This is a genomic window from Fictibacillus sp. 7GRE50 (genome assembly GCF_015903875.1).
In the GTDB taxonomy this organism is placed as follows: domain Bacteria; phylum Bacillota; class Bacilli; order Bacillales; family Fictibacillaceae; genus Fictibacillus; species Fictibacillus phosphorivorans.
On the sequence record NZ_JACZDW010000004.1, the window covers coordinates 454466 to 470009 of the forward strand.

At 37.8% G+C, this 15544-nt stretch carries 21 protein-coding genes and 1 pseudogene; 16 read left to right on the forward strand and 6 right to left on the reverse strand.

Going from position 1 to position 15544, the window contains the following annotated elements:
• Window positions 1-328: 328 nt before the first annotated feature.
• Window positions 329-1285, reverse strand: a complete 957-nt coding sequence (locus IHV12_RS17525; RefSeq protein ID WP_197191630.1) for a helix-turn-helix transcriptional regulator — start codon at window positions 1283-1285, stop codon at window positions 329-331.
• 86 nt (window positions 1286-1371) lie between these two features.
• Here IHV12_RS17525 and IHV12_RS17530 point away from each other — a divergent pair, with 86 nt between their 5' ends.
• From IHV12_RS17530 to IHV12_RS17545, 4 genes are all read left to right on the forward strand, one after another.
• A complete protein-coding gene (locus IHV12_RS17530) occupies window positions 1372-2283 on the forward strand; it encodes an SDR family oxidoreductase (RefSeq protein ID WP_197191631.1) in 912 nt (303 codons plus the stop codon).
• 151 nt (window positions 2284-2434) lie between these two features.
• Entirely contained in the window at window positions 2435-2980 is a 546-nt protein-coding gene (locus IHV12_RS17535) for a GrpB family protein (RefSeq protein WP_197191632.1), read from the forward strand.
• Between the two features lie 96 nt (window positions 2981-3076).
• Complete coding sequence (locus IHV12_RS17540; RefSeq protein ID WP_197191633.1) at window positions 3077-3379, forward strand: hypothetical protein; 303 nt, start codon at window positions 3077-3079, stop codon at window positions 3377-3379.
• Between the two features lie 458 nt (window positions 3380-3837).
• Window positions 3838-4155, forward strand: coding sequence for a hypothetical protein (locus IHV12_RS17545; protein ID WP_197191634.1), 318 nt, complete (start codon window positions 3838-3840; stop codon window positions 4153-4155).
• An 89-nt stretch (window positions 4156-4244) separates the two neighbouring features.
• On the opposite strand, the gene IHV12_RS17550 is transcribed toward IHV12_RS17545, so the two are convergent.
• Window positions 4245-4457: a hypothetical protein gene (locus IHV12_RS17550; RefSeq protein ID WP_197191635.1), complete on the reverse strand. Its 213-nt coding sequence runs from the start codon at window positions 4455-4457 to the stop codon at window positions 4245-4247.
• Window positions 4458-4563: 106 nt separating this feature from the next.
• A complete protein-coding gene (locus tag IHV12_RS17555) occupies window positions 4564-5361 on the reverse strand; it encodes a helix-turn-helix domain-containing protein (RefSeq protein WP_197191636.1) in 798 nt (265 codons plus the stop codon).
• A gap of 115 nt (window positions 5362-5476) precedes the next feature.
• Here IHV12_RS17555 and IHV12_RS17560 point away from each other — a divergent pair, with 115 nt between their 5' ends.
• The 8 genes from IHV12_RS17560 (at window position 5477) to mutM (ending at window position 11088) form a co-directional block, all read left to right on the forward strand.
• The gene (locus IHV12_RS17560) at window positions 5477-5839 is read left to right on the forward strand and encodes a hypothetical protein (RefSeq protein ID WP_197191637.1); all 363 of its coding nucleotides are present in this window, start codon (window positions 5477-5479) and stop codon (window positions 5837-5839) included.
• Window positions 5840-5966: 127 nt separating this feature from the next.
• A complete protein-coding gene (locus tag IHV12_RS17565) occupies window positions 5967-6836 on the forward strand; it encodes a GNAT family N-acetyltransferase (RefSeq protein WP_197191638.1) in 870 nt (289 codons plus the stop codon).
• 175 nt (window positions 6837-7011) lie between these two features.
• Entirely contained in the window at window positions 7012-7530 is a 519-nt protein-coding gene (locus IHV12_RS17570; RefSeq protein ID WP_370568832.1) for a DinB family protein, read from the forward strand.
• A gap of 237 nt (window positions 7531-7767) precedes the next feature.
• The gene (locus IHV12_RS17575; RefSeq protein WP_197191639.1) at window positions 7768-8253 is read left to right on the forward strand and encodes a hypothetical protein; all 486 of its coding nucleotides are present in this window, start codon (window positions 7768-7770) and stop codon (window positions 8251-8253) included.
• 96 nt (window positions 8254-8349) lie between these two features.
• Window positions 8350-8874 carry a GNAT family N-acetyltransferase gene (locus IHV12_RS17580; protein ID WP_197191640.1) on the forward strand — a complete coding sequence of 175 codons (525 nt, stop codon included), beginning with the start codon at window positions 8350-8352 and terminating at the stop codon, window positions 8872-8874.
• Between the two features lie 20 nt (window positions 8875-8894).
• On the forward strand, window positions 8895-9338 hold the full coding sequence (locus IHV12_RS17585) for an SRPBCC family protein (RefSeq protein ID WP_197191641.1): 444 nt from the start codon (window positions 8895-8897) through the stop codon (window positions 9336-9338).
• A gap of 44 nt (window positions 9339-9382) precedes the next feature.
• Window positions 9383-10174 (forward strand): phosphotransferase, encoded by a 792-nt coding sequence (locus tag IHV12_RS17590; RefSeq protein ID WP_197191642.1) that lies wholly within the window; start codon window positions 9383-9385, stop codon window positions 10172-10174.
• A 110-nt stretch (window positions 10175-10284) separates the two neighbouring features.
• A complete protein-coding gene (gene mutM / locus IHV12_RS17595; protein ID WP_197191643.1) occupies window positions 10285-11088 on the forward strand; it encodes a DNA-formamidopyrimidine glycosylase in 804 nt (267 codons plus the stop codon).
• A gap of 138 nt (window positions 11089-11226) precedes the next feature.
• Here the strand turns inward: mutM and IHV12_RS17600 are convergent, their stop codons facing one another.
• Window positions 11227-11952, reverse strand: coding sequence for an alpha/beta fold hydrolase (locus IHV12_RS17600; protein ID WP_231620785.1), 726 nt, complete (start codon window positions 11950-11952; stop codon window positions 11227-11229).
• 218 nt (window positions 11953-12170) lie between these two features.
• Here IHV12_RS17600 and IHV12_RS17605 point away from each other — a divergent pair.
• Both IHV12_RS17605 and IHV12_RS17610 read left to right on the forward strand, forming a co-directional pair.
• Window positions 12171-12500 (forward strand): annotated as a pseudogene (locus IHV12_RS17605) (nucleoside recognition domain-containing protein); the annotation flags it as partial.
• A 22-nt stretch (window positions 12501-12522) separates the two neighbouring features.
• Window positions 12523-12669, forward strand: a complete 147-nt coding sequence (locus tag IHV12_RS17610) for a FeoB-associated Cys-rich membrane protein (protein WP_066395307.1) — start codon at window positions 12523-12525, stop codon at window positions 12667-12669.
• A gap of 51 nt (window positions 12670-12720) precedes the next feature.
• Here the strand turns inward: IHV12_RS17610 and IHV12_RS17615 are convergent, their stop codons facing one another.
• Both IHV12_RS17615 and IHV12_RS17620 read right to left on the reverse strand, forming a co-directional pair.
• A complete protein-coding gene (locus tag IHV12_RS17615) occupies window positions 12721-12915 on the reverse strand; it encodes a hypothetical protein (protein WP_197191644.1) in 195 nt (64 codons plus the stop codon).
• Window positions 12916-12957: 42 nt separating this feature from the next.
• Window positions 12958-13173: a hypothetical protein gene (locus tag IHV12_RS17620; RefSeq protein WP_197191645.1), complete on the reverse strand. Its 216-nt coding sequence runs from the start codon at window positions 13171-13173 to the stop codon at window positions 12958-12960.
• Window positions 13174-13268: 95 nt separating this feature from the next.
• Between IHV12_RS17620 and IHV12_RS17625 the strand changes: the two genes are divergently transcribed.
• Window positions 13269-14075, forward strand: a complete 807-nt coding sequence (locus IHV12_RS17625; protein WP_197191646.1) for an alpha/beta fold hydrolase — start codon at window positions 13269-13271, stop codon at window positions 14073-14075.
• A gap of 254 nt (window positions 14076-14329) precedes the next feature.
• On the forward strand, window positions 14330-15541 hold the full coding sequence (locus IHV12_RS17630) for a YHYH domain-containing protein (RefSeq protein ID WP_197191647.1): 1212 nt from the start codon (window positions 14330-14332) through the stop codon (window positions 15539-15541).
• Window positions 15542-15544 lie beyond the last annotated feature (3 nt).

The following is a 15544-nucleotide window of genomic DNA, read 5'->3' on the forward strand; positions in this document are numbered from 1 at the left end:
TTATCTATATATTTCTACATATTTTTACAATTCACCTTCCTATATTTAACAATAAATAGGATAAACTGATAAATAGTAGTTGAACTAAAATGGTAATAATATTGTTATTACAGTTAATATTCATTTTTTAGAAGAAATGAATATGTGCATCGTACCTATCCCCATTAACGGGGTTTTCAAAATGCTGTAAAAAGCACTGCTTAAACTGAATCCCTATTTAGGGGTGAGTTCATTTGCAGTGCTTTTTAGATTACTATTTAATTTGAGATTCTCTTGTTTAATAACGTTTTTGCTTTAAGTAAACTCGTTAACTTACAGAGTTTAGTCCTTAATTATATAGTGATAATGCAGATTCTCCAATTTTCTTAACAGATTCAATCATTGAGTGAGGAGAAACGATTTTCATTTGATCACCAAACCCGATCATGTACGACGCAGCTTCTTGCTCTGTATCAAACGTAAGTTTTACAGGAATCCATCCGTTGCCATTCGGTGAGCCTTTGCTCACTACTTGTGCAAAGCGTCCGCTATAAGATATCCGTTGAATAATCGCTGGAGAAGCTTCCACCTCTACTTCAAATATAGGTAGATTCTTAACAAAATTTTGTTTTGATTCGTTCCAATAATCAGCTAGTTGAAAGTTACCTGGCCGGACAAAGGATTCGTACGTTAATTCTACAGACTTGATTCGGGACACTCTAAAATTCTTAATATCTTTATCAGATACCGCAACCAAGTACCATGTGCGCCCTTTTGCGACGAGCCCTAATGGTTCTACGACTCTGTCTGATGATTCCTTGTTTGCTTTTTCATAGGCAATACGTATTTTTCGATCTTCCCATAGAGCTTGCTGTAGCAGATTAAGGGCAATCGTTTCGTGTTGGGATTGTTTCCACGGATCTATATCGATATGGATTCTGTTCCATAAGTTATCCGCTTGTGATTGAAGGGAGTTTGGGAGAGCGGCTAACAGCTTTTGTCGTGCTTCTTTCCAGTCCTTTGAAAACCCGAGATCACTTAGTAGCTGATAAGAAGGAGAAAGAAACAACGTTTTTAATTCGTTGTCTTTTAATCCCGTCAATTTCGTCCTGTACTGATCAACAAGCCGCCATCCACCATGTTTGCCGCGCTCAGCTAGTACAGGTATCCCAGCAACACTTAACGCTTCCATGTCACGGTGAATCGTTCGCTCTGTTACTTCTAATTCGCTGGCTAATGCCTTTGTTGTCATCTTTCCATGATTCTGAAGCAGCAATAAGATGCTGATCAAACGGTCTGCTCTCATCTGTTTACTCCTGTTTTTTTAATATGACATTGGATGTCAACTTTAAAGGTTAAACTAAAGATAGATCAAAAAGGGAGTGAATGCAAATGAAACCTTTAGAAGGAAAAATTGCACTAGTAGCTGGAGGAACACGAGGAGCAGGACGCGGGATTGCGATGGAATTGGGAGCAGCAGGAGCGACAGTCTATATCACGGGCAGAACGACACGTAAGGAAGTTTCAGAATACAACCGTCCAGAAACCATTGAAGAAACGGCAGAATTAGTAAATGAATTAGGTGGCATTGGAATACCGGTTCAAGTGGATCATCTTGTTGCAGAACAGGTTGAAGCGTTAGTAAAACGTATTGAAAAGGAACAAGGTAGATTAGATATTCTAGTGAACGATATTTGGGGTGGAGAAAATTTAATTGAATGGAGTACACCTGTGTGGCAGCATTCCCTTGAAAAAGGGTTGCGCATGCTACGTCTCGCTGTTGATACTCATCTCATTACTAGTCATTACGCGCTTCCCTTGTTGATTAAGAACGAAGGGGGACTTGTGATCGAAATGACAGATGGGACTAAAGAATACAATGAGAACAATTACAGAGTGTCCATGTTTTACGATTTAGCAAAAACGTCAGTTAACCGAATGGCAAAAGCGCTGTCACACGAACTGTCACCGTATAAATGTACAGCAATTTCCGTGTCACCTGGCTGGATGCGTTCAGAAATCATGCTTGAAGTATTTGGGGTGACAGAAGAAAATTGGCAGGATGGAATTGAAAAAGATGCGCATTTTGCCATATCTGAAACACCTCGTTTTGTTGGACGAGCCGTAGCTGCATTAGCGATGGATGAGAACCGCCATGAACTAAATGGACAATCATTCTCTAGCGGAGACCTCGCTAAGAAATATGACTTTTATGATTTAGATGGCTCACAGCCTGATTGTTTTCGATATTTGGTAGAAGTCGTCGAGGCAGGAAAGCCAGCTAATGTTGAGGGGTATAAGTAAAAGACAGTGAGCTTTTCTTACTGAAGGTGAACTGAGCATTATTTAGCAAACTGCATAGATACATGTGCGTTAATTCGAGAAGGATTAACGCTTTTTTATATGGAACTTATTATAAAAAGAAGCACTATTGTAAAGGCATATAAGAGGTGGTTTGAATATGGGTAACGATGATGAAAACATTCCAGTGTGGGCTTATGAAAAAATTGAGGTAAAAAAACCAGATTCTAACTGGAAGGAAAAAGGTATTCGGGAAAGAGAAGACCTTGCCAATCTACTTTCAGCATTTGGTGTTATCCAGGTAGAACATATTGGAAGTACATCTATACCTAACTTGCCCGCAAAACCAATTATCGATGTAATGGCTACGATCCCTTCATTGGAGTTTATCAATAGAATTGCGGAAAAGCTAAACGCACACGATTGGCATTATGTACCTCCAGAATTAGACAAGCAGCCTTGGCGAAGATTCTTTGTGAAGGTGGAACACGACAAACGAGTAGCACATTTACATCTAATGTTAGAAGGAGAAGAACGATGGGATCAATTACTTACATTCAGAGATAAGCTAAGAACTAACACACACCTTGTGAATGAATACGCTACTTTAAAAAGTCATTTGGCACAAGAATATAATAATGACCGTGAAAGATATACAGAAGGAAAAACAGAATTTATTAATAAGGTATTAAACAACTAAAGTGTGCATTTCTTTAAAGAGATGTGATCGTATTCTAATTATCGAGTAGTTGGCACTTTTGATGGAGAAAAATTCGTGATTTTATTGGAGGAGTAGATGAAAAGGTTATTAGGTTTATTCATCATATTAATGTTATTGACACTTACTTCTTGCGGGCAAATTCAAAATTCTATCTCTTCTATAATAATAGTAACTGATAAAGGTCATTCCGAAGACAACAAAGAATATTGGATTACAGCATACGATCCAAATAAAGAAGGTAAAACAGACCCGTTTAAGGTTATTGTGGAAGAAGTAATGGTTTGGAACTTGATTGAGGAAAATAAAGAGTATTTTTCCACTTATGCAAAAGAAGGAGAGAGCCCGTGGTTACTAGAACAAATTGAATTTGTGAAGTAGTTTAGCTTTGGCTTGGTAGACTGTTATATTCTGAGCGAATCATGGCGAAATGATGAGGAAACAGCCATTTTATAGCGTGTACAGGTTACTATTCCTATTGTCATGTTTCCACAGAAAATCTTGAGGCGGATTATGAAAATGATATTAAGAAGATAGATAAGCGGAAATCGGAAAATTTTCCATCTATACGAGGAGAGGAAATCCCTAACATATCGGAGGCATTTAATATAGTGGATTGAACGTCATCTCGAGGAGTTGTACCTTAGGGATTGGAATTGGTGTAATTTATATACTATCTGTTAATTAGAAGGTGTTCATCCAAAGTGGATGAACGCCTTTTTTTCATTTATATAGCAGGATTAATTAGGCACTGTGATAGGTGTACAAGCACTTTCAGATGAATTTCATAGAATATCATAATCGAAGGTATACCTTCGGGAACTAAGGGGGGATTAGTTATGGGTTGGATTGGAAATAATTCAGGTCATCATTCTTGCGGATGTCACCAGCGCGTGAAACGTCAACATCGTGAATGTGGATGTCACCACCGCGTTGAACGTCAACATCATGAATGTGGCTGTCACAAAAAAGTAAAACTTCGTCAGACTGAAGGTCAGTCAAGAGGAGAAATGTGCAGCAGATGCAATTGGGCTAAATACCGAAACGACAGCGCTTGGAGAAAGCTCTGTAGAAACAGGGTAGAAAGTGTTCGAATGGTTTCAGATGCTCCAAACTGTGCATTACGCAATCGTTTAGACAATGGAACTGCTCAGTAGTAGCGAAGATTTTAAAAAGACAACGAACAAACACTGAAGAAACAAAAAAGGACCTTTTCACTAAGGTCCTTTTTTGTTGCAGAAGATTATTAGCTATTTTCGCTAAGGTCACGAATTTCTCTTTCAATGAGAAACACAGACAGTTCGAACGCTTCTATACGTCTTTGTGCTAAGGTGATCTGAGACTTATACCGGTTTGGATTTTCTTTCCCTTCTAGCGTTTTAACGGTTTCTTTTAGTTTGTGAATCGTTGAGTCTAGTTGACGCTTGGCTTCGACTAAGTTGTCCAATATAATCTCCATTCTAATACATCTCCTTATTGAGCTTAATGAGTGGAAATTCTAATAGTAAAGTAATCAATAAGAGTCAATCAAGTGAGAAAGTTTTAACTGGAAAATAAAGAGTTCCCTAATGATTCATCCTATACTGTAACGGCGTGCAGCCTATGACATTCACAAAATTTCGGTGAAACTGACTAGGGTTGTTAAATCCAACTTCATAGCTGATATCTAAAAGTGATCGAGTAGTTGTTGTGAGTAATTCTTTACTTCGCTCGATCCTCGTTCGTATAAGATATTGATGAGGAGAGAGATGCGTATAGTTTTTAAAGCTTCGCATAAAGTGATATTTACTTTGGTTCGCGATCATTGCGAGCGTATCTACAGAAATGGTTTCATAATAGTTTGTATGAATATAATCGAGTACATGAGTCATATAATGGCCATTGCTCTGGTGTTTCATAGCTGTTGAATGACTTCCTCTAAAAATGGACGTAAAAAAATGAAATGCCTCGTTCTCTATATCTTTCTTACACGTATCTTCAGAACTTTGAAAGAGATATCGATCAAACCACTGTTTCACTTGTTTTTTGATAACATTTGGAGAGATTGTTTGCTTCTCTATAAAAGTGATCTCTTCTGTTAAATTGACATTGTTCCAAGCGTTTAGTGATTGACGATCTAATCCGATCAAAAACATTGAAGATGGAACATTATCAAACTGATGAGCGTGAAGGGATAGAGGATTCGTGACGATTGCCTCTCCTTCTTTCAGTGCTAATGTTGTTTGGTTCAGGTCTGTAATCATCTCTCCTGTAAGCGGCACAGAGATTTGATAAACATCTTCATGTGAATGAGGTTGGTCTCCCCAATTCGAGCCTTCGATGTATAGAATCTTGATATGATCGAGCTTAAGATGAAATCCCAACGACTCCACATCCTTCCATCTTCTATACTATCAAAAGTTGCGGTAAGATTGAGCACGATATGCAATGAATTCCTTTCTTCGCTTATCCATAATGAAGGATAGAGGAGGGATTCACATGAGTTTTAAGCCAAGGTGTTATCTTGTATATGGCTTTGCACCAGCAGAGGCAAGAGCGATTGAGGCGAATCGTTCATTAAACAATTGGATAAGTAATCAAGAGTTCGGTAAGATCATCTACCATGAGCATTTTGCGACTAAGCCACTTGGTGGGTTTGCGGTATTTGAAATAAATGAACAGAAAGAACTGGATGCACTTCGTAGTGAGCCGCTATCTGAAACGTCGCATCTATACGGATGGACGTTAAGTTATCATCCTCTCACGCACAGTACGAATACAGACAAGTTTATCTACCAAACGCAATACACGTTATCATCTTACCGTGATGTAAAGATGGAATATCAGTTAGATAGCGAATAGAAAGAATCGAGCTTGTTGTGACTAACAGCAAGTTCGATTTTTTTCGTTTTGTGCGAAATATAATCCTTGTCGAACCCAAACGATTATCATCTATAATAAGGGTACAACTATAATAGGAGGCTACTCCATGTTTACGGAAGATAGAGTTGTATTAAAAGCAGAGCAACTTAATGATAATGATGTTTCAAGTCTAATCGAACTTTCTTCATCTGTTGGATGGGACTATGATGATCACGAGATAAAAACGATTCTGTCATCAGGAAAGATCTATGGGCATAAAACTCCTGAAGGTAAAATCGTTTCAAGTGCTGCAATCATTCCATACGATACAAATCTAGCCTCAATCGGTATGGTCATTGTACATTCAGATTATAGGGGGCTAGGATTAGGAAAGGCAGTTACTCAACAATGTATGGCTAGCGTCTCTAAAAAGACATCCATCATGCTAATATCAACGGATGAAGGGAAACCGTTATATGAAAGCTTAGGCTTTAGAACGGTAGATGTTGTACATAAGTTTTTGTGTGAAAATTTTGTCTGCGAATCGCTTGAAGTTAACTATGAATTTACATTAGATACTTATAAAGTAGAGGGTTTTCATCAAATGATGGAACTAGACGCTGCTGCCTTTGGTGATCAGAGAAGCAAATTTCTGATCAATCGAATTGAACAATGTAAACAATGTATCGTTGTAAAAGATCAAAACAGCCAGATTATTGGTTTTGGTCTATCTGTACAAGGTCCAATAAATTTAATAATAGGACCGATTGTAGCGTCTGACTTTAAAACAGCCGCTTCTATCATGAAAGAGTTAGCTTCCAACCATCATGGAAAGCTTAGGATTGATGTGCCATCAGGTCATCATGATTTTATGACTTTCTTACATACATGTGGTTTTAATAAAGTTAATGATCCTCCCATAATGATGAAGAATTCAAGCACAATGCCAAACAGGAACCAAAAGTTATATGCAATTGCTGCGCAAGTATTTGGATAAAAAAATTTCGAAAGTCAAAATATCATTTTATGGAAATAGTAAGGACACAAACAAAAGGAGCATTTCTTCAAGAAGGAGAAGTGCTGTTTTTATTGAAGTTAAGGATAAGACTGTTAAAGTACCTTAAAAGATTATTAAAATAAAAAATCGTTATTTGTATGAAACGGAGGTTCTTATGATGAGTGATCTGAAGTTAATCGCAACTTACAAAAGCTTTTTACAGAACTATTCAAACGAACAGCTCAAGTTTATACCTGAACAAGGGGTTTGGTCACTTGGTCAAATGTATGACCATCTGATTGTAGTAGCTCATGAATATCTTGATAGTGTAGAAGATTGTGAGAAAGCTGTTGAAGAGCAACATAAGGGAAAATCCGAATTCGGAGAATATCTATTTAACATTGGTGGATTTCCTCCTATTAAAATCAAATTACCTGAAGAACTGGATGCCCCGCCAGACAATACTAAAAGTAAAGAAGCGATTATGTTAGAGCTCGATCAATTAATGAATAGAATGAAAGACTTGGAATTGAAAGTAGAAGAGATAAACCCCAACTGCAGAATGAAGCATGGTGGATTTGGGTGGCTGAATGCACAAGAGTGGTTATCTCTTGTTGGGATGCATTTTCGCCATCATCTGCGTCAGAAGTATGAACTCGATCAAAAACTTGCATTATGCTCAAACATTGGGTAAAGAGTAGTCCATTGAGCATTTATGAGTCTTTGACGACATAGTAATTCTAAAACAGAAAGAAGGTTTGTAAAGGTGAGTACGAATAAGATATTTTGGTTTATGATAATAATCGCTTTCATTTTCATTATAGTCTTATATTTACCGAAATTACTCTTCCAAAACAATGGCTTTTAATATATCCCAAGCGAAAAATCACGTGTATTTTCTTATAACGTCAAATCTCAAAGAGGACTGTATTTGAAATTATTACATCTAATAATAGCAATAATAATATTCTCATTCTGCATAACTGGTTGCTCGATTTCGACAGATGGAAATGATCAGCAAGCAGCAAATCATATGAATGATGACTTCCCTCCAGATATGAAGGGATTCGTTAATGTTAACGGAAATAAATATGAAATGAAATCAGGAAATTATAAATGGGAAAGAAAAAAAGGGTCAGAAACCGAAGCTGTAACAACGGATGCGGCATTACCATCCCAGATTGCTGAAGCTTTTAATGCCATCAGTGTGAAACCGAACGCTAACATTCATATCGAGATTCAAGATCATCCTAAGATTTTCGTTTATCATTGGTATGAAAACGATAGAGATAAAGAAGTCATATTAAAAAACAATCATTTATCTGTTCCGTCAAGTAAAGGTCGGTACATCTATGAGGTATTAGCCAAATGGTCTAATGGTGAAGTATCGTACACATTTGTAATTGATGTTAAGTAATCCAAAAGAATTAAAGTTTTGAGATGGCAAAAGTAAACAAGTACGCGGTGGATCGTTCATAGTTTAATACTATCAGTCTAGGAGGTTGCACCTAAGATGACAGCTACAATTAAACCTATGATGTTTGAGATGGAAACTGATCGACTGATCCTGAGTCTTTGGAAGGATTCGGATGCCCCTTGGTATAGGGAACTCGTTGCCGAACGGGGCAAAGGGATGCCGACTATGGAAACTGCTCATGAAAATATCACCACTTTACGAAACCGTGCATTGGAAAGCGGGATTGCCTTACTCACTATTCGTCGTGTAGTTGAAGGTGATTATATCGGATACTGTGGGTTAATTATTGGCCGTTCGTCGCTTGAAGAACCGGAAATTGCATACGAGTTGTTCCAAAGAGTTCACGGTAATGGATATGCGACTGAAGCGGCATCCGTAATCGTAGAAGCTGCAGTTGCAACGGGTCGAAGTAAGCTCTGGTCGACAGTACGCGCTTGGAATGCTGCATCCTTCCGGGTGCTAGAAAAGCTTGGATTTGAACGACACCACAGTACGTGGGACGAGGCCGGAGAGATTGTTTGGAGCGTTCGAGAACTTCAGAAGAATTCCAAAAATGTTTAAGAGTACGGAGGGTAGAGAAAATGCCAGAAATCAACCATAAAACCTATATGAAAGTACCATTAGAAGGTGTGTATCAAACCATTTCAACAGCCCAAGGTTGGAATGCTTGGTTTACGGATGACACGTCTTTAGAGATCAATCCAGATGGGACTGGAGAAATTCGCATGAGGTGGACAAACTTCGGTAGTGAACATGTAACGATTGAAGATGGAGGTAGAATACTCGAAGCTGTTCCAAACCAGAAATTTGTGTTTCAATGGTCACCAGGAGAACAAAGTTCAACGGTAACCATTGATCTTGAGCACTATAGAGACGGTACAATGGTTATCCTTAATGAATCTGGTTATACGAATTCTGAGAAAGACTTAAATGCTTGCATTGGATGTGCGACAGGTTGGGGAGAAGCTTTAACCCTCTTAAAAGTTTACTTAGAGTATGGAATCGTTTATAAGCAGGACTTGTAATTCATCCATAAAAATGCACTTTCTATACAACGGGGGCGTAGTAAATGTCTAATTTTGAAAAAGAAGAATTACTTACTGGAGGAAATGTTTCAAACGTAATTCGTCTAAGGAATACGGTCCGACGAGATCTGAAATCCAATAGCGCCAAAATTCATAAGCTATTGAAGCATCTAGAAAACAAAGGGTATAGGTATGCACCAAAGTTTCTAGGTATTGATGAAAAAGGGAGAGAGATCCTTTCCTTTATTGAAGGGGAGACGGGACATTACCCTTTAAAAGAATATATGTGGTCAAATGATGCACTAAAAGATATAGCTAACATGCTTCGACTTTATCATGATGCGGTAAGTGATTTTCCGTTAGAAGAAGGTTGGCACCCGATCGATCACACACCTCAGCCTTATGAAGTGCTTTGTCATAATGATTTTGCCATTTATAACATTATTTTTGATCAAGAACGACCTGTTGGCATTATTGATTTTGATGTAGCTGGACCTGGTCCAAGGCTTTGGGACATCGCGTATACGCTATACACGTGTGTGCCTTTAAGCAGATTTTATTTAGATGCAACAGGTACAACTGTAAATTACAATCGTAGCCAGCATGCAGAACGAATGAAAGAAAGAGTTCAATTGTTTTTTGAAGGATATGGTGAGGAAGTGGATCCCAATTATTTGGAGATGGTGCTGCTCAGGATAAAAGGATTGTGCAGAACTATTGAAAGAAAAGCGAGTGAAGGTGACTTAGCTTTTCAAAACATGATAGACGAAGGGCATCTGGACCATTATCTAAAGGACATTGATTTTATTCGTAGACACAGAAATGATTGGACTTAGCATATGTATAAAACAAAGCTTGTCATTTTGACAGGCTTTTTTTATTTACATAATTTATCCAACACACTCAATACTAACAAGAGAGACTAGAATTGAAGGAGTTGGAACCATTGCCTGAGTTACCAGAGATGGAAACGTATCGCGAGTTCTTGAACCATAATATCTTACATAAGCCTATTACGAATGTAGAAATCAACAGAGAAAAGTCCATCAACACAGGGGTTCAGACTTTTATAGAAACTGTAAAAGGCGCAAATATCACCTTTGTCAAAAGAAGAGCAAAACATCTGATCTTTGAGCTAAGTTCAGGACAGTTTCTGCTGCTTCATTTGATGCTTGGAGGACTGATGTTTCTCGGAACTTCAAAAAACAGTCCGGCTCGAACGAAACAAATTATTCTGTCCTTTGGAGAACTGCAACTAAATTTTATTGGTCTTCGACTCGGATATTTACACTTACTGAATCAGAATGAACTAGACGAAAAACTGAGTGAACTTGGTCCAGAACCTTTTGAAATGCAGCGGGATGAGTTCCTAGAGAAGTTAGAACGGAAAAAAGGAGCTCTCAAACCATTGTTAGTCGACCAATCTTTTATTGCTGGAATCGGAAACTGTTATTCTGATGAAATCTGTTACCAAGCAAGGTTACATCCGTTACGAAAAGCAAGTGAACTTTCTGATGTAGAGAAAAACCGTTTGTATGAAAGTATCAAACCAGTACTTTCAAGAGCCGTTCAATTTGGGGGATATATAGATTTTCCGATGTATGAAGGTGACAAGCAGACAGGAAGGTATAATGAAAATACGTATGTCTATGAGCGAGAAGGGGAGAAGTGTCCAAGATGTGGATGGACGATTGGGAGAGTTGAACATTCCTCACATAAGTCGTTTTATTGTCCGAAGTGCCAGAAATAATAACTACATTTAAAAATTTGAAATTCCAAGTAACGGGTTGTCACTAAAAGGAGAAAATCATAATTCGCAAGGCACATTAAAAATGACCAGAATTTCATCTGGTCGTTTTCTTATGCCCTTATTAAGTAAAAACATCTTTTATGAAGTAACCCCTATACGAGCTTTTTCTAAAAAATTTCTAACCATACTGTTATAAATTTCAGGTTGGTCAATATTTGCAGTATGTCCTGCAAAAGGAAGTAGTCCAATGGTAATTTCATTGTTTTGTTTCTTTATGTATGTAGCTGCCTCTACTTCGTGCAATTCGAAACTACCATTTAACATAAGTACAGGAGGCTTAATTTTTTTGATGTCCTCATTAGTTACAGTAGGATAGTTATAAGTCATCGTGTAAAGGACCTTTTTTAAAGTATCAAACCATTTATCTCCATGTAGATTATTAAACTGTTTAGCAATATTTTTATCGTTTTCTTCAATATTTAAGAAGTAATCGTATTGGTTTTCCATAACTTCTTTCATCTCTTCAGGAATGAAGGGTGAATAGCCTGTTACTATAATACCTTTTACTACATCTGGTTCTCTTAGAGCTATGTGTACTGCTAATGATGCACCCAAAGATAAACCTAAAATAAATCCATCCCCATACTTTTTAATTTGAGTTATCACAAATTCAACGGCATCTTCAAAATAATGATCTGAAGCAGTTATTATCGAATTGCCGTGTCCTGGTAAATCTAACAAGATTAATTCATAACTCTCTTCAAAATGAGATATTTGGTTAGAAAAATGTGTCTGAGCAGTTCCCATAAAACCGTGTAGCATATAAATTCTATTTATAGTAATCCCCCCTAAATCGATATACATTAATTTTAACATATTATTCCATTATGCTACTCGTTAATTGAATAAGTTCTATTCGTTATAACCTATATATTTCATCTGAACTTAATATTATTCTCTTTTGCAAGAGTTGTTTTTGATACTAATTGGTAATTTCTTGTTGTCTCTCTTAAAGAGTTTCCGTTAGTTTCTGAGCCCATCCTTTTTGGAGGGAAATTCGCCTTTTGAACGTGCGAAAAAAACCACTCGGATTTGGTACATGGCAAGCGGGAGCATCCCTTATTACAGGATTCCTTGCCAAAGAAGTCGTCGTTTCTGCGATGAACATCATCTACCACGTGCCGAACGCTGACTCGTTACAAGGATTACTCGCTAATGAATTCTCTGCGCTATCCGCCTTCAGCTTTATGGTATTCGTGTTGTTGTACGTGCCGTGTCTAGCGACGGTGGCGACGATTCGTAAAGAAGCAGGATCTGCGAAATGGACATGGTTCTCTGTCGGGTATGCGCTCGTGATCGCGTACGTATTGTCACTCGTTATCTATCAAGGCGGTAAACTTTTAGGATACTAACAAGAGAGGGAGGACGAACTTAATGATCTTCAATATTGTCTTCGGGGCTCTTATATTTGGATATGCAGGCTGGGCCGTTTTTCGTCACATCAAAAAAAGCAAGCAGGGTAAATGTGCGGCTTGCTCACTCGCAAAAAACTGTGAAACGAAGTGCGATTCGGTTTCTTAATAGAAAAGGACAGGTTCGAAGTTACGATGACTTCATACCTGTCCTTTTTCTTTACAGTTGTTCCTTCGTTTTTGCTTCTTGAATCATTTTATACACATACAACGCACCATAACCACCGGCTAAACCAAGCGGCAGGATGATGAAAGGTGCAAAGTTTTTCGTGTGCCATCCTACTAAAAAGAATATCCCATAAATAATGACCATCGACATGATGCTAAACGCTAACCGGATAAAATAGGCTTTCAAACGAAACGCTCCTTCAATTCTTTATCTTTCACTTGCTTACATTCAATGTTTCTTAGAGGTCTTATAACGATACACATACCACCCAAACCATCCACCACATATTATAGAAAGTACTATGATCAGGTTTGAACTCTCACCGTCATATAAATCAAACATTACTAGAATTCCATACGTAACGAAGCCAGTCAATATCCCAAATAACAATCGAATCAAATAGTTCTTCAGAGATAGCCCTCCCCGTTTATTTTCTTTTTCCATTTTAACACAACACCTATATGATATTCGTTTATATCCGAAATAGAAGGAATTTCCTCAATGACAGAGAACCCCCTTTAGAGAAGGAGTGTTGAAATATGTCGTATTGCCAAGTACAGAAAGCCAACATCTATTATGAAGAATACGGAAATGGAACACCAATCGTAATGATTCACGGATTCTCACCCGATCACCGCTTGATGAAAAGCTGCATGGAACCGATCTTTCAAGAGAGAGAAGGATATAGACGCATCTATATCGACCTGCCAGGAATGGGGCAGACGAAAGATTATGATTCGATTCAAAACTCGGATGAGATGCTAGAGGCAGTCATCCAGTTCATTGATACGTTATTACCAGACCAATCCTTCCTACTAGCCGGTCAATCATACGGTGGTTATATCATAAGAGGTATCATCGCGAAAATGCCAGAGCGTGTTATCGGTGCAGCATTAATCTGTCCGATGATCATACCAAACCACAGTGATCGAACTTTGCCAGAGCAAATGAACATCGAAGTTGATAACGAATTCCTAGCCACACTAACAGTAGAAGAAAGAGAAGATTTCAAAGGCATTCATGTGAAGTTAGACGAATACACGTGGAAAAGGTACAGGGAGGAAGTGGTCGTTGGATTAAAAAACGCAGATCCAGCGTTTTTAGAGAAAATCTCAGGAGCATATGGATACACGTTTAAGATCGACCAGGAAGTGTTTGAGAAACCTTGTGTATTTATAACAGGTAGGCAGGACCATGTTACGGGTTATAAGGATGTTTATGACATACTTGATAAGTATCCGAGGGCTACGTTTTCGGTTTTGGATGTTGCGGGGCATAATTTGCAGATTGAGCAGAGTCAGCTGTTAGATGTACATATTAGTGGGTGGTTGGATCGTTTAAGCTAAATTTACTGTTAAAAAGAATGTCGTATCTAAAATAAGAATAGGTAATCATAATAAATTTGAAGCACTGGTCCGAAAAACTAGTGTTTCTTTTTTGTTAGAAAATCGATCTATTTATTCGATTAATCACACTTATTTTAGGGGGTTATTAGAAAGAAAAACATATTTTCGTCGAAAATTTTATTGAAATAATTTTAATTAGATATTACTATTAAATCTGGAAATAAATGAAAACGTAACAAAGGGAGATAGGGAACATGGGGAAATATTTAATTTTTATAATGGCTTTAGTGATATTAGTTCTACCTCACCAAGGGTATGCTCACTCAGGTAGAACTGACAGTAGTGGGGGACATAACTGTTCAGCAAAGTCGCAGGCAAAAGGATTATGTACAGGATATCACTATCATAATGGTGGAGGTTCAAGCGGTGGTTCAACTCCGGCACCTACACCTGCACCTGCAGCAAAACCGGCTCCTGCTACACGCAGTGATAAAGACTGCTCAGATTTTTCCAACTATGATGAAGTTGTAGCTTACTGGAATGCAAAAGGCTATTCAGCTTCAAATGATCCGGAGAGATTAGATGGCTTCGGAAATGTTGTAGATGATGGTATTCCGTGTGAAGTTCCAAGTGGATATGATACTGCGAAAATTAACGGCAGTCCAAAACAGATTGAACAGAAAGACTCAGCAAAGGGTGAAAAAGCTGGCTATCAAAAAGGGTTGAACGATGGAACAAAAGGTGCAGAAGAAAACAATTCTTCTACTGGTTCAGCAGCTTACCAATCTGGCTATGGCACTGGTTATGATAAAGGGTATTCTGAAGGAATGCAAAAATTTGAAGAACAGAAAGTAGCTGTTGAGAAGGAAGGATATGAAGCTGGAAAGAAACAGGAAAAGTTAGTTCTTCCTGCAAAGTATCAGAATAATACACTTTTAAAACAAGAATACGAAAATGGTTTTAACAGAGCATTAAAAGAGAAAGAAGAAGCACAGATAGTTAGTTTTCAAGAAAAAGGTCTTGAAGATGGAACAAAGGATATTAAGAATACACCAAAGAATGTTAGTCAAACATTAATAAACGCATACCTTACTGGATTCGAGAAAGGTCAGAATGAATTAAGAGAAAAGTATTTAAAAATGGGCTATAATGCTGCCTTTACCATGATTTCCTATAAAAAACCTGCTCTAAAGCAAGAAAAATATATCACATGGTATAAAGAAGGATTCAAATCAAATAATGAAGTTGAAAAAATAGCAGAAGTAGCTTATGAGATGGGTAGCAATGAAGAAAAATATGAAGTCCCTCAAAAATACATGAAAGCTGAAACAGTGTATGAGTATCATTACGGATTAGGAAAACAAGCTGCTCAGGATGCTGATGAAGCAAACACAATGATTTTTGGTTTAGGAATAGCTGCTTGGTTAGGAAGACGATTCTATGTGGCTCGTAAAATGGTAGCTTAAGGA

Bases quoted from the DNA above. Each gene is read 5' to 3' on its own strand.
- IHV12_RS17525 (WP_197191630.1), bottom strand. From the start codon at position 1,285: ATGAGAGCAGACCGTTTGATCAGCATCTTATTGCTGCTTCAGAATCAT.
- IHV12_RS17530 (WP_197191631.1), top strand. From the start codon at position 1,372: ATGAAACCTTTAGAAGGAAAAATTGCACTAGTAGCTGGAGGAACACGA.
- IHV12_RS17540 (WP_197191633.1), top strand. From the start codon at position 3,077: ATGAAAAGGTTATTAGGTTTATTCATCATATTAATGTTATTGACACTT.
- IHV12_RS17545 (WP_197191634.1), top strand. From the start codon at position 3,838: ATGGGTTGGATTGGAAATAATTCAGGTCATCATTCTTGCGGATGTCAC.
- IHV12_RS17550 (WP_197191635.1), bottom strand. From the start codon at position 4,457: ATGGAGATTATATTGGACAACTTAGTCGAAGCCAAGCGTCAACTAGAC.
- IHV12_RS17560 (WP_197191637.1), top strand. From the start codon at position 5,477: ATGAGTTTTAAGCCAAGGTGTTATCTTGTATATGGCTTTGCACCAGCA.
- IHV12_RS17565 (WP_197191638.1), top strand. From the start codon at position 5,967: ATGTTTACGGAAGATAGAGTTGTATTAAAAGCAGAGCAACTTAATGAT.
- IHV12_RS17570 (WP_370568832.1), top strand. From the start codon at position 7,012: ATGATGAGTGATCTGAAGTTAATCGCAACTTACAAAAGCTTTTTACAG.
- IHV12_RS17580 (WP_197191640.1), top strand. From the start codon at position 8,350: ATGACAGCTACAATTAAACCTATGATGTTTGAGATGGAAACTGATCGA.
- IHV12_RS17585 (WP_197191641.1), top strand. From the start codon at position 8,895: ATGCCAGAAATCAACCATAAAACCTATATGAAAGTACCATTAGAAGGT.
- IHV12_RS17590 (WP_197191642.1), top strand. From the start codon at position 9,383: ATGTCTAATTTTGAAAAAGAAGAATTACTTACTGGAGGAAATGTTTCA.
- IHV12_RS17600 (WP_231620785.1), bottom strand. From the start codon at position 11,952: ATGTATATCGATTTAGGGGGGATTACTATAAATAGAATTTATATGCTA.
- IHV12_RS17610 (WP_066395307.1), top strand. From the start codon at position 12,523: ATGATCTTCAATATTGTCTTCGGGGCTCTTATATTTGGATATGCAGGC.
- IHV12_RS17620 (WP_197191645.1), bottom strand. From the start codon at position 13,173: ATGGAAAAAGAAAATAAACGGGGAGGGCTATCTCTGAAGAACTATTTG.
- IHV12_RS17625 (WP_197191646.1), top strand. From the start codon at position 13,269: ATGTCGTATTGCCAAGTACAGAAAGCCAACATCTATTATGAAGAATAC.
- IHV12_RS17630 (WP_197191647.1), top strand. From the start codon at position 14,330: ATGGGGAAATATTTAATTTTTATAATGGCTTTAGTGATATTAGTTCTA.